Here is a 24,183-nt window from a genome sequence, read left to right as displayed (position 1 = left end):
TTGCGGCACTCAGAGACCCAGGGCCTTGAGCCGCCGGTACAGGGTCCGCTCGCTCAGGCCCAGGGCCCTGGCCAGCTCACTGCGCGAACCCTCGAACACCTCCAGGGCATGGGCCAGTTGCTCCAGGTCCTTGTTGCCGCGGCGGCGGCCGGGGGGCGCTGGTGCCGGCGTGCTGCGCAGCTCCGGCGGCAGGTCCGCCAGGCGGATCACCCCGTCGTCGCTGAACAGCCGCGCCCGCTCGAGGATGTTGCGCAGCTCGCGGATATTGCCCGGGTAGGTGTACAGGCTCAGTTGGGCCAGGGCCTGGGGATCGACCCGCGGCACTACCCCGGGGTCAAGCCGGCGCAGCAGGCTGTCGATCAGCAGTGGCAGGTCGTCGCTGCGTTCGCGCAAGGCCGGCAGGCGGATCGGGAAGGCGCTGATGCGGTAGTACAGGTCCTGGCGGAAGGTGCCGGCGGCGACCATTTCCTTGAGCGGCTTGTGGGTCGCCGCCACCAGGCGGAAATCCGAGTGCACGGTGCGCAGGCTGCCCACCGGGCGAAAGCTGCCGGACTCGATCAGGCGCAGCAGTTTGACCTGCATGGCCAGGGGCACTTCGCCGATCTCGTCGAGAAACAGGGTGCCGCCATGGGCGGCTTCGGCCAGGCCGATCTTGCGCTGCAGGGCACCGGTGAAGGCGCCCTTTTCATAACCGAACAATTCGCTTTCCAGCAGGCTTTCGGTAAGCCCGGTGCAGTCCACCACCACCAGCGGCCCGCTGGCCCGGGGGCTACCGTCGTGCAGGGCACGGGCGAACAGCTCCTTGCCGGTGCCGGATTCACCCTGGAGCAATACCGGGATCGGCGCCGGCGCCGCCCGCTGCAAGGCGCCCAAGGCTTCGTTGAAGGCCGGCGAGCGCCCCACCAGGCCCTTCTGCTGGGGTTGTACCGAGGCCACGGCCACCGAACTCAAGCGCTCGACATAGGCCACCACCGTGCCGTCTTGGCCAATGATCGGCCGCAGCTCCACGTCCACATGTTCCGGCCCCCGGGGCGTGTGGTGGATGTGCAGCATGCGTTCCGGCACGCGGCTGTCATGGGCCTTGCGCATCGGGCAATGCTCGCCGGCCTGGTCGCAGGGCACGGCGAACTGGTGGGACACCCGGTAGCACTTGGCGCCCACGTGGGGCTTGCCGGCCACACCGAACTGACGCTGGTAGGCGGTGTTGGCGGCGATGATGTTGTAGTCGGTGTCCAGCACTATGGTGGGCTGCGGGTCGTGTTCGAGGTAGGACACCAGGGCGGACATCGGTGGCGGGACTAGGTCGGTGGCAATCAGGGACATGGGCAACTCCGGGGCAGAGGCGGCAGCTTAAAGCATGGACGCCATCACTGCCATTTTCTGCCAGTAACTGCCAAATGACTGCCAAACCCGGGTGACAGTCCGGGCGACAACACATCACCAGGGGGCTGAAAAAGCGTCTAGACCAATGAACAGGCGCCAAACGACGCCGTTTCGGGTTGGCACGCTTATTGACACTTCAAGAAACGAGCGTCAGCGCAGACTGCCCTCACCTTCATTGCCTGGAGTGCCCCATGATCATCAGCGACATGCTGCGTGTAGAAGCCTTTTTCGACAGCCATACCTGGACCATCAGCTACCTGGTGATGGACCTGGCCAGCCGCCACTGCGCATTGATCGACAGCGTGCTGGACTACGACCCGAAATCCGGCCGCACCCACACCGAGTCCGCCGACCGCCTGATCGCCCGGGTGAAAGAGCTGGACGCCCGGGTCGACTGGATCCTGGAAACCCATGTGCATGCCGACCACCTGTCGGCCGCCGCCTACCTCAAGGCGCAGCTCGGGGCCCAGGTGGCCATCGGCAACCAGATCACCCGGGTGCAGAAGACCTTCGGCGCGCTGTTCAACGAAGCCCCGGCCTTTGCCCGGGACGGCAGCCAGTTCGACGTGCTGCTCGAAGACGGCGCCGAATTCGCCATCGGCGGCCTCACCGCGCGGGCCATGCACACCCCGGGGCATACCCCGGCCTGCATGACCTACCTGGTGCAGGTCGGCGACGAAACCCTGGCCTTTGTCGGCGACACCCTGTTCATGCCCGACTACGGCACCGCCCGCTGCGACTTCCCCGGGGCCGACGCGCGGACCCTGTACCGCTCGATCGGCAAGATCCTCGCCCTGCCCCCCAGCACCCGGCTGTTCATGTGCCACGACTACCTGCCCAACGGCCGCGAGCTGCAGTACATGACCACCGTCGCCGAGCAGCGCGCCAACAACATCCACATTCACCAGGGGGTCGACGAAGACAGCTTCGTGGCCATGCGCGAAGCCCGCGACGCGACCCTGGACATGCCGGTGCTGATCCTGCCTTCGGTGCAGGTCAACATGCGCAGCGGGCACTTCCCCGAGCCCGAGGACAACGGCGTGAGCTACCTGAAGATTCCCCTGAACACCCTATAACTATTACCTACTCCACACGGAGACCTTGCCATGCGCCCCTTCAACCCGGCCCTGCCCACTGTCGACGGCAGCCACCAGGTGCTGATCGTCGGTGGCGGTGCCGCCGGCATCGCCGTTGCTGCCAGCCTCTTGACCCGCGATCCACACCTGGACGTGGCACTCATCGACCCTGCCCGGCACCACTATTACCAACCCGGCTGGACCCTGGTGGGCGCCGGAGTATTCAGCGCCCAATCCACCGAGCGCGCCATGGCCGAGCTGATGCCCCAGGGGGTCAAGTGGATCCAGGACGCGGTCAGCCGCTTCGACCCAGAACACAACGCCCTCGTGCTGGAGGACGGCCGGGTGCTGGCCTATGACCAACTGATCGTCTGCCCCGGGCTCAAGCTCGACTGGGCCGCCATCGACGGCCTGCCCCAGGCCCTGGGCAACCACGGCGTGACCTCCAACTACCGCTACGACCTGGCGCCCTACACCTGGCAACTGGTGCAGCAACTGCAACAGGGCGAGGCGCTGTTCAGCCAGCCGCCGATGCCGATCAAGTGCGCCGGAGCGCCACAGAAGGCCATGTACCTGTCCTGCGACCACTGGCTGCGCCACGGCCGCCTGGGGCAGATCAAGCCGCGCTTCCTGAATGCCGGCGGTGTGCTGTTCGGCGTCGCCGACTACGTGCCGGCGCTGATGGAATACGTGAAGAAATACGCCATCGAACTGGATTTCGGCCATAACCTGGTGGCGGTGAACGGCCCGGCCAAACGCGCGACCTTTGTCCGCACCCTGGCCGATGGCCGCCAGGAAACATTGGAACGGGCCTTCGATATGCTGCACGTGGTGCCTCCCCAGTGCGCCCCGGACTTCATCCGCCAGAGCCCCCTGGCGGACGCCGCCGGCTGGATCGACGTCGACCCGGGCAGCCTGCGCCACAAGCGCTACGTGAACATCCACGGCCTGGGGGACGCCACCAATACCAGCAATGCCAAGACCGCCGCAGCGGCACGCAAACAGGCACCGGTGGTGGCCAACAATGTGCTGGTTGCCCTCAAGCGCCTGACCCGCCTGGCCGAATACGACGGCTACGGTTCCTGCCCGATGACCGTGGAACGGGGCAAGATCGTTCTCGCCGAATTCACCTATGGCGGCAAGCTGGCACCGAGTTTCCCGCGCTGGCTGCTGGACGGGCGCCAGCCAACCCGTCGCGCCTGGTGGCTGAAGGAACGGATCCTGCCACCGCTGTACTGGCGCGGCATGCTCAAGGGCCACGAATGGCTGGCCCATCCGACCCTGGCCACGGACACCCCGAAAGCATGAGCGAACACAGTCTTCTGGGCGCCGGGCTGGGGGCGATCATTGGTGCGATCCTGGCCCTGACCGGGGCCGGTGGCGGCATCCTCGCCGTGCCGCTCCTGGTCTTCGGCCTGGGCCTGAGCATGGTCGAGGCCGCGCCCATCGGCCTGCTGGCGGTGGGCCTGGCAGCCAGCGTCGGCGCGGTGCTGGGCTTGCGCCAGGGCATCGTGCGCTACCGCGCGGCGGGGTTCGTGGCCGGCATCGGCATCCTCATGGCGCCGCTGGGCCTGTGGCTGGCCCACCGCCTGCCCAACCTGCCGCTGGCGCTGCTGTTCTCCCTGGTGCTGCTGTACGCCTGCGGGCGCATCCTGCGCAAGGCCAGCCTGGAACTGAAACAGGGCCAGCCGGCGCCGCGCCCGGCCTTCATGCCCTGCGTGCTCAACCCGGCCCAGGGCCGCCTGCGCTGGACCCTGCCCTGCGCCCGGGCGCTGACCTTCACCGGAATGCTCTCGGGGCTGCTTTCCGGGCTGCTGGGGGTGGGTGGCGGCTTCGTCATCATCCCGGCCCTGAGCCGCTACACCAACCTGGACAGCAAGAGCATCGTCGCCACCTCACTGGCGGTGATCGCCCTGGTCTCCCTGGGCAGCGTGGTCACCGCCAGCCTCAGCGGGATCATGCACTGGGCGGTGGGCGCGCCCTTTGCCCTGGGGGCGGTCCTGGGGCTGGTGCTGGGACGCCAGGTGGCCAGCCACCTGGCCGGCCCGCGGCTGCAACAGCTGTTCGCCATCACCGGGATCCTCGCTGCCCTGCTGCTGGCCGGCGGCGCCCTGGGGCTATTGCCCCGCTGAAGCATTCGCGCCCGCCACGGGTTACGGCCTGTGGCGGGCCTGCCCCGGTTATCAACGGCAAAGGTCGCCTCAGTGCGCAAAACAGTCGCCCTGGGTCTGATGACCAAGCCCAGGATGTCGCACCCTTGAGCCTGCAGACTCGAAAGGAGACGACGATGCTTGCCCTGATTCAAGAAACAGATCATTGCCTGGTGAAGGCAGTCCCGTTCAGCGCCGATGAGATCGCAGCCTTTCGCAGCCACGGTTTCATCAAGATCAAAGGCTTTTTAACGGCGCATGCTATAGAGGCGCTCAAGCACGAGGCCGGTGCTCGAGTCATTTCGGCCCGGGACGCGAAGTCGGCCTATGGAGATTCCTTCAACCGGTTGACTTACGACCTTGGCCGCACCGAGGTGCTCAAGCGCATCTACTCCTCGACGGCCTTCAGGACGGCCTTGGTGACCCTGACAGGTCATCCGCTGATCATGACCGAGTCCCAGAGCTTCGAGCTCACCGCGCACCAGCAAGGCTTCGCCTGGCATTACGATTCACTGAGCTTTCGCTACATCCGCCCGCAGGATGCGGCCTTCAGCGTGTGGATCCCATTGGACCCCATCCACAATGCAGGGCAACGCGGGGGAATGGCCTATGTCCCTGAAAGCCTGTATTCAGCCAAGGCCAACTTCCAGCTGGCCAGCCTGCTCTCAAGAAAGATGGCCGCCGGCCTCTCGGTCGCGGATTTCTCTGCGCACCTAAGGGGTATCTTCAATACGCCGAGCCTGCTGACAGAGATATTCGAGGAACATAAGTCCCAGGACGATTTCGCGCTGGGCGATGTGTTGTTCTTCAGCAAATCCCTGTGGCACCGCTCCGAGCCGCTGCTGCCGGGGCCACTCCAGGCGCGGTTGGCGGTGACCATACGCTTTCTGGATTGGCGCTCACGGCTGGACAGAACCCTGTTCGAAGGTGAGTCTGAAAGCGGTGGTGGCGTGGGGATGGGCGTCAACTGGGGCAAACCCACCCAGACGGCCTACGGCTCGCAGTTCACCGATATCGACGACGGCGAGGAAATTCGCACGTCCAGGCATTGCGGCCCGATTATCTAGCAGCGCCCAGATCGTGGTCAGTCAGCCTTGAGGAGCAGGAATGTCGAAGTCTTATGCCATAGGCGTGGCCGCAGCCCTCTTCGCCACCTTCAGTTGGGCGCTGAACTTTCTGTCGCCCTATCTGATGGGCGACTTCGGCACGTTCGACTTCATTACCCTGCGCTTCATCGTCTCCGGCGCCATTGGCCTGGCGATGCTGCGCCTCTACCGAGCCGGCCTTGCGCGCTTGAACGGACGCACCATGGCCACCGCCGCGCTGCTGGGGGTGGTGGGCTACACCCTGTACATCGGGTGCGTCATGGGCAGTGTGCTCAACGGCGGCGCGATCATCGCGCCGGCGTTTTTGAGCGCAGCGCCGATCATGGTCGCCCTCATCGGCAACCTGATCGAACCCACGGTCTCCTGGCGCGCCCTCTGCGTACCGGTGCTGCTCGCGCTGCTGGGGCTGGTCGCCACCAACTACGGCGCCTTCGCGAGGGTACTGGACGGCGATCTGTCCACCTACCTGCAAGCGGTCGGCTACGCGGTAGGCGCCACCCTGTCCTGGTTGATCTTCAGCCTCTTGAACCAAGTGATCCTGGCACGGCTGCCGCATGTTTCCTCAGGCCTCTGGACCGGGCTGATGATGGTGGGAGCGGGCTTGAGCGTGGTGCTCTTCGTGCCGTTCGGGCTCACTTTCGACCTGTACAGCGCGCCCCATGTGGAGTGGCGTCTGGACAATACCCTGCCGGTGCTCGCCGCCGCCTCGGCCTTGGCCTGCGTCGCCTCGGTAGGTGGGGCCTGGGCCTGGAACTTCGCGAGCCAGCGGTTACCCCTGGCCCTGTCCGGACAACTGATTTCGGTCGAAACCCTCTTTGCCGCGGCGTTTGGCCTGATCGCCGAACAGCGTTTACCCACCGCCCTTGAAACCCTGGGAATCATCGCCTTGCTGAGCGGCGCCTCGATTGCCGTCAGGGTCATGGCGCACCATCAACGGGCCGGGGCGAGTGTGCGAGCATGAAGAGCCTGAATCCCTCCACTCATTAACCGCCGGTGTTGCAATCCAGAGGCAATGGCCCGGCCTGAGTGTTTTTTCAGTGCCTGGAGCGCTTGCGGCGCTGTTGAAACAGATGGGAGTGAAGGACATGGCTGCCGGGTACTTCCCAGGGAAGTTCTCTCCACTGCCCGCGCACGCTCGCAACGCCCACCATGACCTGGCGCCCAGTAACCGCAAGGAGCCCGCCATGTCCACCGACCATAGCCTGGAAAAAAGCTTCCACCGCTGCCTCTGGCGCAAGATCGGCCGCTATACCTCGCGCATCGGCCGGGCCTTGATCCAGAAAGCCCTATGGCTCTACTACGCCGCGCAACGGCCGCAAACCCCGATCTGGGCCAAGACCACCATTTACGCCGCCCTGGGTTACTTCATACTGCCAGTGGACATCATCCCGGACCTGATCCCCGGGGCCGGGTACGTGGATGACCTTGGACTGCTGACCAGTTCAGTGCTGGCCGTGGCTGCGCATATCAACGCCGAGGTCAAGGAGCAAGCCAGCGCACGCCTGGCCGACTGGTTCGGCAGCGAGTCGGAATGAGCCAGAGGTCGGCGCCAGGCTGGGCATTCGACTCACCAAGGCAGTGCAGCGCCCCCGACACCATGGCCACCCGACTCACCGCGCCTGGGTGTCCAGGGCATAGAACTCCTGCAACTTGGCCTGCAGCAGTTGCTTGTCCGGCAGTTGGGTCCGGTACTCGGCGATCAGCGCCGGTGACAGGGAACGGTTGAGGGCATATTCCACCACCTCGTCCTCCTTGCTGGCACAGAGCAACACGCCCAGGGCAGGGTTCTCGTGGGGCTTGCGCACCTGGCGATCCAGGGCCTCCAGGTAGAAGTCCAGCTTGCCCAGGTACTCCGGCTCGAAGCGCCCGACCTTGAGTTCAACGGCCACCAGGCAATTCAACCCGCGATGGAACAGCAGCAGGTCCAGGGCGAAATCGCGCCCGCCGACCTGCAGCGGATAGCCTGAAGCGACAAAGCAGAAGTCGCGCCCCATCTCGATCAGGAAATCCTTGAGTTGGCGCACCAGCCCCTGGTGCAGGTCGGCTTCATCATGCCCCTGGGCCAGGCCGAGAAACTCCACCATGTAGGCATCCTTGAAGACCTTCAGGGCCTCGGGACGGGCCTGCTTCAAGGTTGCCGAGGCATTGGCCGGGCGGGTCAGCGTGCGTTCGAACAGCGCGGATTTGATCTGCCGTTCCAACTCTCGGGTTGACCACTGCTCCTGAATGGCCATGCGCAGATAAAACTCGCGCTCTTGCGCGCACTTGCCTTGCGCAAGAATGATCAGGTTCTGGGTCCAGGGTAATTGTGTCAGCACTGCTGACACTTTCTCTTCCCCTCGATAGACCTCATAGAATTGCCGCATGCGGAACAGGTTACGTCGGGTAAAACCCCGCAGGCCCGGCTGCTGCCGCGCCAGGTAATCCGCCAATTGCCGGACCACGCCATCACCCCACTCCGCCGCCTCGATCTTGCGGCTGATATAGGCCCCGACCTGCCAATACAGCTCCACCAGTTCAGTATTCACCGCGCGCACTGCCCGCTGCCGCGCGGCGGTGATCATTTGCGCCACTTCGCCAAATGCCACTTCGGTGGAAGAGATCGCCGCTTCAGCCTCTTGCTTCATGACGCACGCCCGCTTGCTGGGAGACAGGCCCCTATCATCCCGTGGCTCGTCATGGGCCTGAAGTCAGGCCCGTCTCTTTGTGGTGAGCGAAATGTCCTTGTTTGAGCGCGGTAAACAGCCCCGTCAGCCGGGCATGCAATTGAAGTCGTGGGTACTGGCTACCTGCTTGCCCTTGGCGTCATACAGGCGCGCCGACACCTCGTTCCCCAGGCTCGACTCCACCAGTGTGTAATGCTCCCCGGCCTTGAAGCCGCCGTAGCTGATGTGGCCGTCGCAGTCTTGCTGGTTGGAGTCGCCGACGTTCTCTTCAAACAGGGTCACGTCCAGGCGGTGAGCACCGGGCTTGACCTGGAAATAGCGACCATCGTCGATCTTCTGCCCGTCCACCCGTTCGGCCATCAGGTCGTTGGGCGCCTCTTCCTGCAGGCCGATCCAGGCCTCGCTGGGATCAGGCCGGGGCATGGGCCCGGCGCAAGCGCCGAGCAGGCACGCGAGGCCCAGGACGGGTATCAGCAGCAGCGGTTTGAGTGTCATGAAAATCTACCTTGGCAATGGAAAAAAGAAGCCCTACAGGCAACTGAACGGCCGGCTCTGGGCCACCTGCCGGCCCTGGGCGTCCAGCAGCTCGGCGCTGACGTCCTGGCCCTGGCTGGACTCCACCAGTCGGTAATGGCCCCCCGCCTGGAACCCGGCATAGTCCAGGCGCCCCAGGCAGTCGGGTTGCGCCGAGTTGCCGTTGGCCCCTTGCAGCAAAGCCATCTGCAAGCGGTGCTGGCCGGGGCTGACCTGGAAGTAGCGGCCATCGTTCAGGCGCTTGCCATCGACGCTGTCGGCCAGCAAGTCGTTCGGCGACTCCGGAGCAAGATCGATCCAGGCCTGCTGCGGATCGGCCTTGGGCAGCGGCCCGGCACAGGCCGAAAGCAGGCACACCAGGCCCAGGCCCGGCAGCAGCAACAAGGGTTTGAGGGACATGGACGAAACCTCGCAAATGACAGTAATGAGTGCGGCGCAAGCCCGGAAAAATCCCCTGCGCCGATGGCCACCAAGCTTGTCGAGGCCCCGGTGCGAGAACAAATGAATCCACATGAAAGGAAATACAGGCCTTACCTAAAACTTCCTTCACCTGGCTGAAAGCCGCGTGTTAGGTGGGTCGCTGCAGGCTGCCGAGGTTTGCAACCCCACTCCCTCGGAGGTTTTCGGCATGCTCGGGCTGGTCAAGACCGCACTGCTCAAGCCCTACACGTTCATCGTGCTGGCGATATTCATCTGCATCATCGGGCCCCTGGCGGCCCTGCGTACCCCCACCGACGTGTTCCCGGATATCGGCATCCCGGTGGTGGCGGTGGTCTGGCAGTACAACGGCCTGTCGCCGGACGCCATGGCCGGGCGGGTGATCTACACCTACGAGCGCTCCCTGAGCACCACGGTCAACGACATCGAGCACATCGAGTCGCAGTCGCTGCCGGGCATGGGCATCGTCAAGATCTTCTTCCAGCCCGGGGTCGATATCCGCACGGCCAACGCCCAGGTGACCGCGGTGTCACAAACCGTGCTCAAGCAGATGCCGCCGGGCATCACCCCGCCGCTGATCCTCAACTACAGCGCCTCGACGGTGCCGATCCTGCAGATGGCGTTTTCCAGCCCGACCCTGTCGGAGGCGAAGATCCGCGACCTGGTGCAGAACAACATCCGCCTGCCCCTGAGCTCCCTGCCCGGCCTGGCCATGCCCACCCCCATGGGCGGCAAGCAGCGCCAGATCACCCTCGACCTGGACCCGCAAGCCCTGGCCGCCAAGGGCCTGTCGGCCCAGGACGTGGGCAATGCCCTGGCGGCGCAGAACCAGATCATCCCGGTGGGCACCGCCAAGCTGGGCAGCGATGAATACACGGTGCTGCTGAACAACAGCCCGACCGCCATCGAGGAGCTCAACGACCTGCCGATCAAGACCGTGGACGGCGCGCTGATCACCATCGGCCAGGTGGCCCACGTGCGCGACGGCTCGCCGCCGCAGACCAACATCGTGCGGGTCGACGGACGCCGCGCGGTGCTGATGCCGGCCCTGAAGAACGGCAATATCTCCACCCTGTCGATCGTCGACGGCATCCGCCAGATGCTGCCGCGCATCAATGAGACCCTGCCGCCAGCGCTGAAGACCTCACTGCTGGGGGACGCCTCGGTGTTCGTCAAGCAGTCGGTGGGCAGCGTGGCCCAGGAAGGCATCATCGCCGCCCTGCTGACCAGCGCGATGATCCTGCTGTTCCTCGGCAGCTGGCGCTCCACACTGATCATCGCCGCCTCGATTCCCCTGGCGGTGCTCTCGGCCATTGCCCTGCTGGCGCTCAGCGGCCAGACCCTCAACGTCATGACCCTGGGCGGCCTGGCCCTGGCGGTGGGGATCCTGGTGGACGACGCCACCGTGACCATCGAGAACATCAACTGGCACCTGGAACAGGGCAAGGCGGTGAAGGTGGCGATCCTTGACGGCGCCAAGCAGATCGTCGGCCCGGCCTTCGTCTCGCTGCTGTGCATCTGCATCGTCTTCGTGCCGATGTTCCTGTTGCAGGGCATCGCCGGCTACCTGTTCCGGCCCATGGCCCTGGCGGTGATCTTCGCCATGGCCAGCTCGTTCATCCTCTCGCGGACCCTGGTGCCCACACTGGCCATGTACCTGCTCAAGCCCCATACGCCGGAAGCAGGTCCGGGGCATCACCCGGAAGATGCCTTCATCAACCATCACGAAGGCGAACAGCATGCCAAGCCGCGCAATGCCCTGGTGCGCGGGCTATTGGCCTTTCAACAGGGTTTCGAGGCGCGTTTCTCCAGCGTGCGCGACACCTACCACGGCCTGCTGCACCTGGCCCTGGGCCGGCGCAAGACCTTCATCCTCGGCTTTCTTGCCTGCGTGCTGGCCTCCTTCGCCCTGCTGCCGAGCCTGGGCCAGGACTTCTTCCCCGCCACCGACGCCGGGGCCCTGGCCCTGCACGTGCGGCTGCCCCTGGGCACGCGGATCGAGGAAAGCGCGGCGGCCTTCGACCGCATCGAAGCGCGGATTCGCGAAGTGATTCCGGCCGAGCAACTGGACAGCATCATCGACAACATCGGCATCCCCTTGAGCGGCATCGACATGGCCTACAGCAACAGCGGCACCATCGGCCCCCAGGACGGTGATATCCAGGTCACCCTCAAACCCGGCCACGCCCCCAGCGCCGACTATGTAAAACAGCTGCGTGAAACCTTGCCGGAAAGCTTCCCCGGCAGCCAGTTCGCCTTCCTGCCGGCAGACATCAGCAGCCAGATCCTCAACTTCGGCGCCCCGGCCCCCCTGGACGTGAAAATCTCAGGGCCCGACGCCGCGGCCAACCGCGCCTACGCCCTGGAACTGCAACGGCGCCTGCAACATGTGCCGGGCATTGCCGACCTGCGGATCCAGCAGTCCACCGGCTACCCGTCCTTGCAGGTCAAGGTCGATCGCCTGCGGGCCAATGGCCTGGGCATCACCGAGCGCGACGTGACCAACAGCATGGTGGCGTCGCTGGCCGGCAGCTCCCAGGTGGCGCCGACCTTCTGGCTCAACCCGAAGAACGGCGTGTCCTATTCCATCGTCGCCGCCACCCCGCAATACCGCCTGGACAGCCTGCCGGCCCTGGAGGCGCTGCCGGTCACCGGCAGCAACGGCCAGTCGCAGATCCTCGGCGGCCTGGCGGACATCTCCCGGGTCGAGAGCCCGGCGGTGGTCAGCCACTACAACATCCAGCCCACACTGGACCTGTACGCCAACGTGCAGGGCCGCGACCTGGGCGCCGTGGCCCACGACATGCAAAAGGTTCTGGACGACGCTGCGGCCCTGCGACCCAAGGGCGCCACGGTCAGCCTGCACGGGCAGATCGACGCCCTGCACGAAGCCTTCAGCGGCCTGAGCCTGGGCCTGCTGGGAGCGGTGGTGCTGATCTACCTGCTGATCGTGGTCAACTTCCAGTCCTGGGTCGATCCGTTCGTGATCATCACCGCGCTGCCGGCAGCCCTGGCCGGGATCGTGTGGATGCTGTTCTTGAGTGGCACCTCGCTGTCGGTGCCGGCGCTGACCGGGGCCATCCTGTGCATGGGGGTGGCCACCGCCAACTCGATCCTGGTGGTGAGTTTTTGCCGCGAGCGCCTGGCGGAACACGGCGATGCCCTCAAGGCCGCGCTGGAAGCCGGCTACACGCGCTTTCGCCCGGTGTGCATGACCGCCCTGGCGATGATCATCGGCATGCTGCCCCTGGCCCTGTCCGAGGAACAGAACGCCCCTCTGGGCCGCGCGGTGATCGGCGGGCTGATCCTCGCCACCGTGGCCACCCTGATCTTTGTCCCCGTGGTCTTCAGCCTGGTCCACGGTCGCCCTCCCCAATCCGCTGTTGCTGGAGAAAACACCCATGTCGCCTGATCACACCCCTTCGCGCAAACGCCTGCTGCTGCTGGGCATCGGTGGCTTGAGCCTGGCTGCCCTACTGGTGGCCAGCGGCCTGGCGGCGCGCACCCGGCATGAACGGGCCGTCGTTGCCTGGACCGAAACCGCCGCCGTGCCGCAAGTGCTGGTGTTCCAGCCGCAGCACAACGTGCTGGGCGACACCCTGCGCCTGCCGGCGCACCTGGAAGCCTGGAGCAAGGCGCCGATCCATGCCCGGGTCAGCGGCTACCTCAAGGACTGGACCCAGGACATAGGCACCCACGTGGCCGCCGGGCAGGTACTGGCCCATATCGACAGCCCCGACCTGGACCAGCAAGTGGCCCAGGCCCGGGCGCGGATGACCCAGCAGCAAGCCAATGCCCGGCTGGCCCAGACCACCGCCGAGCGCTGGCAGAACCTCTTGGCCAGCCACTCGGTATCGCGCCAGGAAGCCGATGAAAAGACCTCCAACGCAGCCGCCGCCAAAGCCAATGCCGAGGCGGCCGCCGCCGACTATGCGCGGCTCTCGGCGCTGGAAGACTACAAGACCATTCGCGCGCCGTTTGCCGGCACCCTCACCGCGCGCCACACCGACATCGGCCAGTTGATCAAGGCCGACAACGACAGCGACCCGGAGCTGTTCGACCTGGCGGACACCCACAAACTGCGGCTCTACGTGCCGATTCCGCAGAACTACGCCAGCGTGATCCACCCTGGTCTGCAAGCGCAGCTGACCGTGCCCGAGCACCCTGGCCAGCACTTCAGCGCGCAACTGCTGGGCGACTCCACCGCCATCGACCCACGCTCCGGCACCCTGCTGGCACAGTTCGTCGCCGCCAACCCGGACGGCGCGCTGATGCCCGGCGACTATGCCGAAGCCACACTGGCCATCCCTGCCGACACCCACGGTGTGAGCATCCCCGCCAGCGCCCTGATCTTCCGCGCCCAGGGCACCCAGGTGGCGGTGATCGACGGTTCCCGCCACGTGCACCTGCGCAGCATTCATATCGGCCTGGACCTGGGCGAGCGGCTGGTGATCGACCAGGGCCTGCAAGCGACCGACCAGGTCATCGACAACCCGCCGGACGCCCTGCGCGAAGGTGACCTGGTGCAACTGGCGGACGCGGGAGGCGAACATGCGCCCAAGGCTTAAGCCCCTCGCCGCCCTGCTGTTGCTGGCCCTGCACGGCTGCTCCCTGGCGCCCCACTACCAGGTGCCGCCCATCGACCTGCCGGCGCAGTATCGTGAACAGAACGCCGACGGCCCCTGGCACCCGGCCGCCACGCCCCAGATGATCGCCGAGCAATGGTGGTTGCTGTACCAGGACCCGCGTCTCAACGACCTGCAACAGCGCCTGCTCCAGGCCAACCCGGACCTCGCCGCGGCCCTGGCTCACTATGACGGCGCCCAGGCCTACGCCAGCCAGCTGCATGCCGGGCTGTTCCCGCAGATCAGCGCCAGCGCCCAACCGTTGCGCCAGCGTCAGTCGGACAACCGCCCGCTGCGCGGCAGCACCCAGCCTTCGGTATACAACAGCAACACCGCCGGTTTTGCCCTGGGCTTGGACCTCGACCTCTGGGGGCGGATTCGCAATCAAGCGGCGGCCGGAGACGCCCAGGCCCAAGCCTCCGGCGACGACTTGGCAGCGGCGCGCCTGAGCCTGCAAAAACAATTGGCGAGCCTGTATGTGCAACTCAATGGCCTGGACGCCCAGAGCCGCATCCTCAGCCACTCCCTGGAGGATTACGCCCAGGCCCTGCAACTGACCCGCGACCGCTACCAGGGGCAGATCGCCTCGGAACTGGACCTGACCCGGGCCCAGAGCCAACTGGCCAGCGCCGAAGCCGAACTGGACGAAGTGCGCGCCCAGCGCAACCTCACCGAACACGCCATCGGCGAACTGGTGGGCGAACCGGCCAGCCAATTCCACCTGTCGCCCTCTGCGCAACTCTTGAGCCTGCCGAGCATTCCCCGGCAACTGCCCAGCACCCTGCTGCAACGAAGGCCGGACATTGCCGCCGCCGAACGCCGTGTGTACGCCGCCAATGCCGGCATCGGCATCGCCCGCGCCGCCTGGTACCCGGATTTCAGCCTGACCGGCATGCTCGGTGGCCAGACCCAGGGCGTGGGCAATCTGTTGGCCGCGGGCAATCGTTATTGGGCCCTGGGGCCGTTGGTGAACCTGCCGATTTTTGACGGCGGGCGGCTGAGCGCCAATGAGCGCCAGGCCCACGCCGAGTTCGAAGAGGCTGCCGCCCATTACCGTGGGCAAGTGCTGCGGGCGGTGCGCGAGGTGGAGGATAACCTGGGGCAACTGCGGGATTTGCGCCAGGAGGCGCTGGATCAGCAAGCGGCGGTGAACGCAGCGCAGCACACCCAGACCTTGGCCATGAACAGCTATCAGGCCGGAGCAGTGAGTTACCTGGATGTGGTGACGGCGCAGACCGCAGCCTTGCAGGCGCAACGGGGGTTGCAGGCGGTGCAGACAAGGGAGCTGCAGGCCAGTGTGGGGTTGGTGGTGGCGTTGGGTGGGGGGTGGCGCTCATAACCTCTAAGTCGGAGTACATATCCATTGCTGCGGTCACGGCCGATTACGATTTCGCTTTTACAGCGACTCACTTTTGAAGAGCGCAAAAGTAAGCAAAACGCTTCTGCCCCTCCACTCGGTGCCTCGCCTAGGCTCGGCATGCCCTCACTCCGGCATTGATCCGTGGGCCGCCGCCACCGGCCATCCATGGCCGGGTGGCGGCTAACCCGGCATCCCTGCCGGGTTACCCACGGCTCAATGCCTGCGTTCGGCCATCGTGTCTAAGGGGGCAGAAAAATCAAAAGCCACAGCCAAAGCATGACAGCGGCCTATCGGTCTACCTGTCTTCTTACCGTTCGAATACTCATAGGAGCGGGAGACTCCGAAAGTAACGGATTTTGATCATTGTGTACGGAAGTGGACTCCTTTTATTGCTGACGATTGATTCGCTTCCGACTAAAATTCCAGCGCCCCACAAGTGCAACTCAGACAAACTCAGAGGGAAGAAATAATCGGTCTGGAGGCTTTAAGGAGAGAACCGTAGGGGATACAGCTAAGCCGTGGGGAACAGACTCTGAATGGATCACTTGTCGAAGACGTTGCGTGTTTTATGTAGAAGTAATCATCACTGCAACATTACAGGGCCATACGTTGAGAGACTTGAGAAGCGCTACAGATTCGACTACACATTTAGGCTGGTATTTGAAGGGGTCGGTATGCCTCACTGTGGACTTGCGGATCTCAAAGGCTCACATTGGTGATTGATGTAGGTGGTCCTCAGATGAGGAGAAACCTACCGCCGCTGGACTGGCTAGATTCACGACCTTATGCTAGCACGACAACTGAGATTTTCGTGGAAAGTAAGTTACTGGACTGCTTCAATATATGAAATAAGGATATGTATGGCTATTGACGGTTACGACAAACGATCTTTTGGTAAGAAATTGAATGAAGTAGTTTCACCATCAAGACCAATTCTCTCAATACAGCATCTCGTCGGGCGAGAAAGAGAGTTGGATAGGATCGAAAAAGCGTTGATGGCCCATGGCCGCAACGTATTTATATTTGGTGAGCGTGGAGTAGGAAAATCCTCTCTTGCAGCGACTGCCGCCAATCAATGGCAAAGCTCAGATTCCGGATATATAGATGTTTCTTGCGCTCCCGACTCGACTGTAAAGTCAATAGTTTCAAGTATAGCGGCGCAAGCCATTAAAAGAGCGTGGACCACCAATGTAAAACTTAGCGAAGAAGTTTCTGTAAAATACAAATGGCTATCTTACTCATTGAAAAGTGAAAGTTCTCCAGTGGACTTCTCCACAAAAATAACCTGCCTGAGCGACGCCGTTGAAGTCTTGAAAGAGGTTTCACAACTTCACTCCGACGCACCAGTTGTTGTGGTGGATGAGGTAGATCGTATAACAAGTGATGCAGAGATAGACATGCTTGCAGACCTATTAAAGCAAATGGGAGACAAGCAGATATCTTTGAAATTTATTTTCACCGGCGTAGGGAGCACTCTAAATGAGATATTAGGATTTCATCGGTCAGCCATTCGTCAGTTGGAGACGATAGAGCTCCCAAAACTGAGCTGGGATGCTCGCTGGGATATAGCTATTGCGGCGCTGGGTGAATTTGGTGTTGAAATCAATCGTGATATTTGTGTTCGAATAGCCGCAGTAAGTGACGGGTATCCTTATTACGTCCATCTCATGGTGGAAAAGTTACTGTGGATTTTGTTTGAAAAGGATGATGTTGTAGTTTCTGTAGCATGGGAGGATTATTTTGCAGCCTTAGATGAAGCTATTCTAAGCATCTCAGCTGAGCTGGCTAGACCTTACGAGCTTGCAATAAATCAAAGAACACAAGACTACGAGGAGGTCTTATGGTCAACCTCTGCAGATGAGTGGCAAGGGGCTTATCTTTCTTCGATGCACACTAGATATCAAAATATCATGGAGCAGATTGATGGCAAGGAACCATTAAAATACGAAACTTATACTTCGCGCATAAGAAACCTACTCAAACCAGAGTACGGCAGCATTCTTGTTAAAGGAACGAAGCAAGGTTATTATCACTTCAAAGAGAAGATGCTTAGAGGATATATAAGAATGCAGGCGGAGGCCAATCGAGTAGAAATTATAAGTGAAGAGTCTCGCGCCACCATCAAAAACTATATTCGAGTCCCTGCAAAAAATGTTGGTTACTTTAAATCTGAAGCCCCAAAGGGTTTACGATAACACCCATAAACGAACGTGGGCGACGGCACGAAAGTTGCCCACACTTATGTCAATAATGCCTTCATCTCAACTTAATAAAACATCCGTCTTTGTGAATTTTTTGACAATCAGTTATGGACGTAACGCATGCGTGCCAGCCGAACATTCCCTTACAGCAATATAACTGCAGCCTAAGTTATTAAAAACCTTGGACCACATCCGCACCGAGTACATTTCTGCATTCCCTTGAATGTGCGCCCCACTCTTAGATTAATACTTATTAGCATGTTTATGCTGACTCTTCCCGAGGGATTCTCAAGCCTTTCCGAAGAATTTTACAGCCCCTAAAATAGCTACGCGTAATTTATGATCAGCTTCAAGAAGCTGCTAGATAACCTCAGTCAAAATCAGTAACTCCCAGACATTTTAGCTCTAAAGTTCAAAGTAGCCTTGGCGTTACGCCACTGAAGCCAACATCTAACACACTAAATCAAACTCTTGCGCAATATCTGAGGACACAGTCCAACTTCAGCACTTCCGCCTGAGATTAATCTTTAAAGCCCCCAAAGGACCTTTGACAAGAGAATTTGAAGAGAGATTGGGTTAGCCCTAAACTCAAGTTCCTTGAGTACTTCTCCTGATCCGAGCAAGTTTGTGTTCAACCCATTTCTGGAAGCCCGGGCTCGCTCAATGGCACGTTTAAAAGGATTGAAGGAGCCAGCAAGCAGCGGAGTGCGCGATGCATAACTAGCGGGCATCTTCGTCGGCAACCCAGCTGCGGGATGCCTTGGCTTTTGATCTGCTTTTGATCTTGATCTTCCTGCCCCCTCCAGAAGGCCGAACGCAGGCGTTGCGCAGGGGCAGCTCGGCAAGGATGCCGAGCTAGCCGCCATCAGGCCATGGATGGCCTGTGGCGGCGTGCCCCCGGAGCGGCGCCGGAGTGAGGGAACCCCGAGCCCCAGCGAGGGGCCGGATGCGGGGGCAGGAGCCCTTTGGTTACTTTGGGGCTTTTCCAAAGTGACTCGCCGTAAGGGCGAAACCCTAAGTGGCCGTGACCGCAACAATGGATATGTACCTCATCAAAACCAGCCACCAACAGTCGACACAACCACTCAAACATCACCTTCAATGCCCGGTTGCACCGCTCTGGCATCCCCCCTATAGTTCGCCCTCGCGGCAAAATCCGCGAGCGACCTTGGCCGGTCGGATATAGGAACGCATCAGCGTCCAAAACATCATTGCAGGCGCTTTTTTTGTGCCTGTGATTTTGTCTCATGGCGGCTGTGCGTGGGACACCTTCGGGTGTGCCGGTTTCCTATAGCCGGTCGGCCAACCCGCGTACAGCTGCCACCCTAATTCGCTTGGCCGCGGAAGGTGGCAGCTCAATTTATAGGAGCTGCACCGATGACTGACCATCACCTCCCCCGCTTCACCCCCATCGACACCCACGACACCGAACACCCGGTGTTCTACCTCGACACCCAAGCGCCCTTGAGCGACCTGGCCAGCAGCGCCGCCCACCGTTTCACCGTGGTCCGCGACCTGATGGACAGCCTGTCCACCCTGGGGCTGAAAGACATCAGCGATTGCGACCTGACCCGCATCACCCGTGGCGTGCACCTGCTCACCCGAGAAGGCTGCGCGGTGCTGGAAGTGATTCAGTGGCGGGTTGCGTAGGAGCCGGCTTGCCGGCGAAGGCGGTCTTACGGGCCTCTTCGCTGGCAAGCCAGCTCCTACAAAAGCCTGCGTACCTGCAAACGATCAGATATGGCAACTGCTCAGGCCGTTCTTCTCCAGGTAACGCTGGTGCGCTTCATCCGCCAGGTCGAAGCGACCCAGGGGCACGATGACCGTGGCCACGGGTTTGTTGAGGCGTCCGGAGTCCTGCAGGGCGGTCTTGGCCGCCCTCGCCTGTTCGGCTTGCGCGGCGTTGGTGTGGAAGATCGCCGAGCGATATTTCACCCCGCCATGCTCGCCCTGGCGATCCACCGAGGTGGGATCGTGCAAGCCCCAGAAGTGTTCGATCAGGGTCGAATACGCCAGCACCTGAGGGTCGAAATCCACCTGCACCACTTCAATCTGCAAGGCTTCATCCGCCGCTTCCACGGCGTAGCCGACGCGGCTGTCCACGACCCCAGGCAGCGCCCGGAACGCGGCTTCCGCACCCCAGAAACACCCGGCGCCGAAGGTCGCCTGTTCGAGGCTGTTCACCGGCGCCCCACTCATTGCGCCACTCCCACTTTCTCGCCGCTGGCACCCAGCCAGCCATCAACGATCTGCGGGTGCGCCGCGACCCATTCCTTGGCCGCCTGCGCCGCCGGTTGCTGTTCCTTTTCGATCTTGAGAATCAGGTCGTTCAGGGCCTGAGGTTCGATGCTGAAGTTCTCCAGGAACGCGGCAATTCGCGGTGCGCGTTTTTGCAGGGCGCTGGACGCCAGGACATAGACCCGGGCATCCGGGTAGGCGCAGGTGATCTTGCTCTTGCTCAGCCAGTCGGCATCCACCGTGGGGCTGATGAATTTCCAGCAGCCGTCGGCCTTGTACAGCGGGTCGCCCTTCTTGTTGTCCTGGGCGTAGCCGTCGAACGCCGGTTCATCCAGGCGGCGCAGGTCGAAGGCGGAGAAGATCCAGTCCGGGGTGTAGGCGTAGAACACCACGCCGCGCTGGGCCTTGTAGGCGGCGGCGAGCTTGGCGTAGGTCACCGAGGCTTCGGTGGACACCGATTCGAATTTGTCGGCAAAGCCGAAATCCTTGGCCTTGATCTCGCCGATGTAGGTCGATTCCCAGCCCGCCGGGCCCACCAGCAGTTGCGCCTTGCCGCCGCCCAGGGGTTCGAAGAGTTTCGCCACTTCGGGCTTTTGCAGGTCGTAGACCGACTTCACGCCGTATTTGTCTTGCAGGTAGCCGGGGATGTAGAAGCCCTGAACCCCCAGGTACGGCTGCTTGTTGGGCACCAGGGAGCGGGTGCCGCCGGTGACGTATTTGGCCCAGGCGGCGGACTGGTTGGGCAGCCAGATATCGGTGAGCACGTCCACCGAGCCGTCGCCCTTGGCGGCGGCGGCGAACAGCACCGGCACGTCACCGGCGAGGTAGGAAACCTCGCCGTCGAGGCGGCTCTTGATCACTTCGCCAAGGATGTTCTGGATGGCGATGGCGCCGGTCCAGTTCTGCTCGCCAATGACGATCTTGTCCTTGGCCAGCACCGGCAGGGACAAACCCAACAACAGCGCGGCGGCGCCAAGGGTACGGGTAAACGACTTGTTCAAGGGACACCTCATGATTGATGCAATGTGCGATCCCGCTGGCGCAGGGTCGCTTGAATGATGCGGTCGGGAATCAGCGCGCAGAACACGATCGCGGCGCCGGCCAACATGCCCTCGCCGCCCTTGATGTTGCGCAGCGCGGTCATCACGTCATAGCCCAGGCCGCCGGCGCCGATCAGCGCCGCCACCACCACCATCGACAGGCTCATCACCAGGGTCTGGTTGATCCCCAGCAGCAAGGAGCCCGCAGCCAGGGGCAGTTCGACCTTGGTCAGGACCTGCCACGGCGTGGCGCCGTGGGCCAGGGCCGCCTCGACGGCGGTCTTGGGCACTTCCTGAATCCCCAGGGCAGTGAGGCGGATCATCGGCGCCAGGGCGAAGATCACCGTGGCGATAACCGCCGGGGTCTTGCCCACCGAGAAGAACGCCACCGCCGGGATCAGGTACACGAAGGTCGGCAAGGTCTGCATCACGTCCAGGAGCGGAGTGATCAGGCGCCGGGCCAGGGCGCGCTTGGCCAGGAGGATGCCGGCGGGTACGCCGATCAACAGCGAGATCAGCACCGAGGAGCCCACCAGGGCCAGGGTGGCGATGGTCCGTTCCCAGAAACCGAACAGGCCGATGTAGAGCAAGGCCGCGGCACTGGTCAGGGCCAGGGCGGCGCCGGCGCTGCGCCAGGCCAGCAGCACCAGGGCCAGGGCCGGCACCGGCCAGGGCAACCAGCCCAGCAGGCTTTCGATGCTTTCGATCACCGTGCGCACGGCGACTATCACGCCGACGAAGGTGCTTTCGAACGTCACCTGGGACCAGGCAATCAGTTGATCGATGGCCGCGGCGGTGCCCAGCAGCACTTGCCGGTCGGCGGGAAATTGCAGCCAGGGGCCACTGGCGTCGACGGCCAACACCCGCCACAGCACCAGGGCCTGGGACAGCAGCAACACCAGCCACGGCAGACGCCAGTCCGAACGCCCCAGGCGGCTGGGGCGGCGGGCCAGGGCCAGGCTCAACAGGCGGCTGAGCAGCAAGCCGATGAGCGCCAGGGCGGCCCAGGCGAAACTGGCCGTGGCTAGCCCCTGCCCCAAGGCTGCGGCCGCCCCCAGTTCCAGGGCGAAGCCCAGCCAGTACAGGCCCCCGCGACCGCTGGCGGCCAGGGCGGCGGGCCCCAGCAGCAGGGCCTGGGCAAAGGACAGTCCGGGGCTGACCGGCGCCGGGGTCGTCGCGCTCTTGCGCGGGGCAATCGTCGCCACCGGCGTGGCGCTGCGGGCGCCGTGCTCCTGGAAGAAGTCCGCCACTTCGGCATCCGCCGGCTGCTTCAGCAATTCCTCGGGCGTGCCGACCTGAATCAGCTGGCCGTGGCGCAGCACGGCGATGCGGTCCGACAGGCGCAGGGCTTCCGCCGGGTCGTGAGTCACCAGCAAGGTGGTGATGCCGCGCTCGCGCACCACCTGCAGAAAGTGGCTTTGCAGGTCGCGGCGAATGGTCGGGTCCAGGGCGCTGAAGGGTTCGTCCATCAGCAGGATGTCCGGCTCGCTGACCAGGGCCCGGGCCAGGCCGACCCGCTGCTGCATGCCGCCGGACAGCTCATGGGGATAGTGCTCGCCCCAGCCTTCCAGGCCCATGGCCTGCAGTTGCACGTCGGCTGCGGCATGGCGCAGGGCCTCAGGCTCGCCGCGCAGTTCCAGGGGCAAGGCGACGTTGTCGCGCACGCTGCGATGGGGCAGCAGGCCGAAGTGCTGGAAGACCATGCCGATGCGCCGCGAACGCAGGGTGCGCAGTTCCCTGGCCGAAAGCTGGCTGATGGCCGAACCGTCGATCAGCACCTCGCCGCTGCTGGGCTCGATCAACCGGTTGATATGGCGCAGCAAGGTGGACTTGCCGCTGCCGGAGGTGCCCATCAGGCACAGCACTTCGCCACGGCGCACCTTGAGGCTGACCTGCTCAACCGCAGGCGGAGCGGACTGGCCACGGCGGCGGGCGTAGTGCTTGGTCAGGTGGCGCAATTCCAGCACCACGTCGGCGTTAACCGCGGGCGGGCTGATTGAGGCAGGGACGGCAAAGGCCTCTTGGGGGTGAACGGCAGACACGGGAACTCCTGACGCCGGGCGCGGAATGGCGTAGCCGGCGGTGAACAAGAAAAAGGGGGGACCTGTTCGCCGGCAAGCCGGCTCCTACAAGCGAAAGCGACCTAACGACCCACTACAAGGATTTGGGGCTCCACAACTGTACCGCCCGGGCATCCACCGGCTTGGGCAACAGCTTTTCCTGGTAGAAGGCATCGGCGATTTTCTGCTGCTCGCCCAGGGCGTCGGGCTTGACCGCTTCCACCTTGTAGGTGCGGCGGCTGTTGGCCAGTTCCACCGTCGGCACATCCAGGTTGCCCCACAGCGGGCCCAGCAGTTTTGCCGCCTCGGCCGGGTGCGCCTTGACCCAGGTGCCGGTCTTCTGCAGCTCGGCGAACACTTGCTGCAGCACCTCGGGATGGGCCTTGGCGTAGTCATTGGAAGCCAGGTAGTAACGGCGATAGCTGGCCAGCCCCTGGCCGTCGTGCAGCACCCGCGCGCCCTGCTGGCGCTGGGCGCTGGCGACAAAGGGTTCCCAGGTGACCCAGGCATCGACCTTGGCGGTTTCCAGCGCCGCGCGGCCATCGGCCGGGGTCAGGTACACCGGCTGGATATCGGCGAAGCTCAAGCCCGCTTCGCGCAAGGCGGCGATCAGCAGGTAGTGGCTGCCGGCGGCCTTGGTCACGGCGATGCGCTTGCCCTTGAGGTCGGCCAGGGACTTGAGCGGCGAATCCTTGGGAATGACGATGGACTGGGCCGCCGGGGAGGGAGTCTCGCTGGCGAAATAGGTCAGCTGGGCCCCGGCGGCCTGGGCGAAGACCGGCACCGTGTCGGCGACATCGGCGCTGATGTCGACATTGCCCACATTCAGCGATTCCGCCAACGGCAGGCCACTGGTGAACTCGTGCCAGGTGATGTTGACGCCCTGCCCCGCCAGCTGTTTTTCCAGGGTGCCCTGGGCCTTGAGCAAGGCCAGCAGGGTCGAGGATTTCTGGTAGCCGATGCGCAGGTCGGTATCGGCCTGGGCATTGAGGGCCATGCCCAGCGCCAGGCCAGCCAGGGCGGTGATCGACAAGCTACGACGCAAAGCAAAGGGCAGGCGCATGGGGGCGAACCTTCTGGGAGACAGGAAAGTCGCTAAAAGCTAATCGATCTAACAAATCTAAAATAAATACTTTTTAGGAATTAGCTTAGGTTCGGCTGGCAGCTCTATCTCGGCCCTGCCCCCTACGCCCGTGCCGGGCGTGCGCAGCCTGCGGCAGCGGCTACAAAAACCCAGCTCACCACAGACCCTGTAGCCGCTGCCGAGCCAGCGAGGCTGCGAACGGTCGGGCCGCGTTCGGTACGC

At 63.3% G+C, this 24,183-nt stretch carries 19 protein-coding genes; 11 read left to right on the top strand and 8 right to left on the bottom strand.

Features of this window, described 5'->3' with window-relative positions; all coding sequences use genetic code 11:
* Positions 1 to 9 precede the first annotated feature (9 nt).
* Positions 10 to 1,323 (bottom strand): sigma-54-dependent Fis family transcriptional regulator, encoded by a 1,314-nt coding sequence (locus A9971_RS32625; RefSeq protein WP_072452278.1) that lies wholly within the window; start codon positions 1,321 to 1,323, stop codon positions 10 to 12.
* 251 nt (positions 1,324 to 1,574) lie between these two features.
* Here A9971_RS32625 and A9971_RS32620 point away from each other — a divergent pair, with 251 nt between their 5' ends.
* The 6 genes from A9971_RS32620 (at position 1,575) to A9971_RS32595 (ending at position 7,250) form a co-directional block, all read left to right on the top strand.
* A complete protein-coding gene (locus A9971_RS32620) occupies positions 1,575 to 2,459 on the top strand; it encodes an MBL fold metallo-hydrolase (RefSeq protein WP_183000504.1) in 885 nt (294 codons plus the stop codon).
* Positions 2,460 to 2,489: 30 nt separating this feature from the next.
* On the top strand, positions 2,490 to 3,767 hold the full coding sequence (locus A9971_RS32615; RefSeq protein WP_183000503.1) for an FAD/NAD(P)-binding oxidoreductase: 1,278 nt from the start codon (positions 2,490 to 2,492) through the stop codon (positions 3,765 to 3,767).
* Complete coding sequence (locus A9971_RS32610) at positions 3,764 to 4,591, top strand: sulfite exporter TauE/SafE family protein (RefSeq protein ID WP_125063744.1); 828 nt, start codon at positions 3,764 to 3,766, stop codon at positions 4,589 to 4,591. The genes A9971_RS32615 and A9971_RS32610 overlap by 4 nt, the downstream gene beginning before the upstream one ends.
* A 155-nt stretch (positions 4,592 to 4,746) precedes the next feature.
* On the top strand, positions 4,747 to 5,676 hold the full coding sequence (locus tag A9971_RS32605) for a phytanoyl-CoA dioxygenase family protein (RefSeq protein ID WP_183000502.1): 930 nt from the start codon (positions 4,747 to 4,749) through the stop codon (positions 5,674 to 5,676).
* Positions 5,677 to 5,716: 40 nt separating this feature from the next.
* The gene (locus A9971_RS32600) at positions 5,717 to 6,676 is read left to right on the top strand and encodes a DMT family transporter (protein WP_183000501.1); all 960 of its coding nucleotides are present in this window, start codon (positions 5,717 to 5,719) and stop codon (positions 6,674 to 6,676) included.
* A gap of 223 nt (positions 6,677 to 6,899) precedes the next feature.
* The gene (locus tag A9971_RS32595; protein WP_183000500.1) at positions 6,900 to 7,250 is read left to right on the top strand and encodes a YkvA family protein; all 351 of its coding nucleotides are present in this window, start codon (positions 6,900 to 6,902) and stop codon (positions 7,248 to 7,250) included.
* 75 nt (positions 7,251 to 7,325) lie between these two features.
* Here A9971_RS32595 and A9971_RS32590 read toward each other — a convergent pair whose 3' ends face one another.
* The 3 genes from A9971_RS32590 to A9971_RS32580 all read right to left on the bottom strand — a co-directional run bounded on the left by A9971_RS32590 (position 7,326) and on the right by A9971_RS32580 (position 9,314).
* Positions 7,326 to 8,342, bottom strand: coding sequence for a YhcG family protein (locus A9971_RS32590; RefSeq protein ID WP_123430937.1), 1,017 nt, complete (start codon positions 8,340 to 8,342; stop codon positions 7,326 to 7,328).
* A gap of 123 nt (positions 8,343 to 8,465) precedes the next feature.
* Entirely contained in the window at positions 8,466 to 8,876 is a 411-nt protein-coding gene (locus A9971_RS32585; RefSeq protein WP_015635291.1) for a hypothetical protein, read from the bottom strand.
* A gap of 33 nt (positions 8,877 to 8,909) precedes the next feature.
* Entirely contained in the window at positions 8,910 to 9,314 is a 405-nt protein-coding gene (locus tag A9971_RS32580; RefSeq protein ID WP_053157911.1) for a hypothetical protein, read from the bottom strand.
* Between the two features lie 229 nt (positions 9,315 to 9,543).
* Here A9971_RS32580 and A9971_RS32575 point away from each other — a divergent pair, with 229 nt between their 5' ends.
* The 5 genes from A9971_RS32575 (at position 9,544) to A9971_RS32555 (ending at position 19,189) form a co-directional block, all read left to right on the top strand.
* Entirely contained in the window at positions 9,544 to 12,765 is a 3,222-nt protein-coding gene (locus tag A9971_RS32575; RefSeq protein WP_183001990.1) for an efflux RND transporter permease subunit, read from the top strand.
* The gene (locus A9971_RS32570) at positions 12,755 to 13,921 is read left to right on the top strand and encodes an efflux RND transporter periplasmic adaptor subunit (RefSeq protein WP_174395519.1); all 1,167 of its coding nucleotides are present in this window, start codon (positions 12,755 to 12,757) and stop codon (positions 13,919 to 13,921) included. The genes A9971_RS32575 and A9971_RS32570 overlap by 11 nt, the downstream gene beginning before the upstream one ends.
* Positions 13,905 to 15,317 carry an efflux transporter outer membrane subunit gene (locus tag A9971_RS32565; protein WP_183000498.1) on the top strand — a complete coding sequence of 471 codons (1,413 nt, stop codon included), beginning with the start codon at positions 13,905 to 13,907 and terminating at the stop codon, positions 15,315 to 15,317. The genes A9971_RS32570 and A9971_RS32565 overlap by 17 nt, the downstream gene beginning before the upstream one ends.
* An 881-nt stretch (positions 15,318 to 16,198) precedes the next feature.
* A complete protein-coding gene (locus A9971_RS32560; RefSeq protein WP_183000497.1) occupies positions 16,199 to 17,533 on the top strand; it encodes an AAA family ATPase in 1,335 nt (444 codons plus the stop codon).
* A 1,383-nt stretch (positions 17,534 to 18,916) separates the two neighbouring features.
* The gene (locus tag A9971_RS32555; protein ID WP_060843318.1) at positions 18,917 to 19,189 is read left to right on the top strand and encodes a hypothetical protein; all 273 of its coding nucleotides are present in this window, start codon (positions 18,917 to 18,919) and stop codon (positions 19,187 to 19,189) included.
* An 84-nt stretch (positions 19,190 to 19,273) separates the two neighbouring features.
* On the opposite strand, the gene msrA is transcribed toward A9971_RS32555, so the two are convergent.
* The 4 genes from msrA to A9971_RS32535 form a co-directional block, all read right to left on the bottom strand.
* Positions 19,274 to 19,738: a peptide-methionine (S)-S-oxide reductase MsrA gene (gene msrA / locus A9971_RS32550; RefSeq protein WP_186355466.1), complete on the bottom strand. Its 465-nt coding sequence runs from the start codon at positions 19,736 to 19,738 to the stop codon at positions 19,274 to 19,276.
* Positions 19,735 to 20,790 (bottom strand): glycine betaine ABC transporter substrate-binding protein, encoded by a 1,056-nt coding sequence (locus A9971_RS32545; RefSeq protein ID WP_065363813.1) that lies wholly within the window; start codon positions 20,788 to 20,790, stop codon positions 19,735 to 19,737. The genes msrA and A9971_RS32545 overlap by 4 nt, the downstream gene beginning before the upstream one ends.
* Positions 20,787 to 22,859, bottom strand: coding sequence for an ATP-binding cassette domain-containing protein (locus A9971_RS32540; RefSeq protein WP_183000496.1), 2,073 nt, complete (start codon positions 22,857 to 22,859; stop codon positions 20,787 to 20,789). Before A9971_RS32540 ends, A9971_RS32545 begins: the two co-directional genes overlap by 4 nt.
* Before the next feature lie 112 nt (positions 22,860 to 22,971).
* Positions 22,972 to 23,940 carry an aliphatic sulfonate ABC transporter substrate-binding protein gene (locus A9971_RS32535; RefSeq protein ID WP_019093858.1) on the bottom strand — a complete coding sequence of 323 codons (969 nt, stop codon included), beginning with the start codon at positions 23,938 to 23,940 and terminating at the stop codon, positions 22,972 to 22,974.
* Between the last annotated feature and the right edge of the window lie 243 nt (positions 23,941 to 24,183).

The organism is Pseudomonas sp. UME65, from assembly GCF_014170225.1.
GTDB classification, from domain to species: domain Bacteria; phylum Pseudomonadota; class Gammaproteobacteria; order Pseudomonadales; family Pseudomonadaceae; genus Aquipseudomonas; species Aquipseudomonas protegens.
Note: the sequence above shows the minus strand (reverse complement) of the source record. Positions and strands in the feature narration are given on the sequence as shown.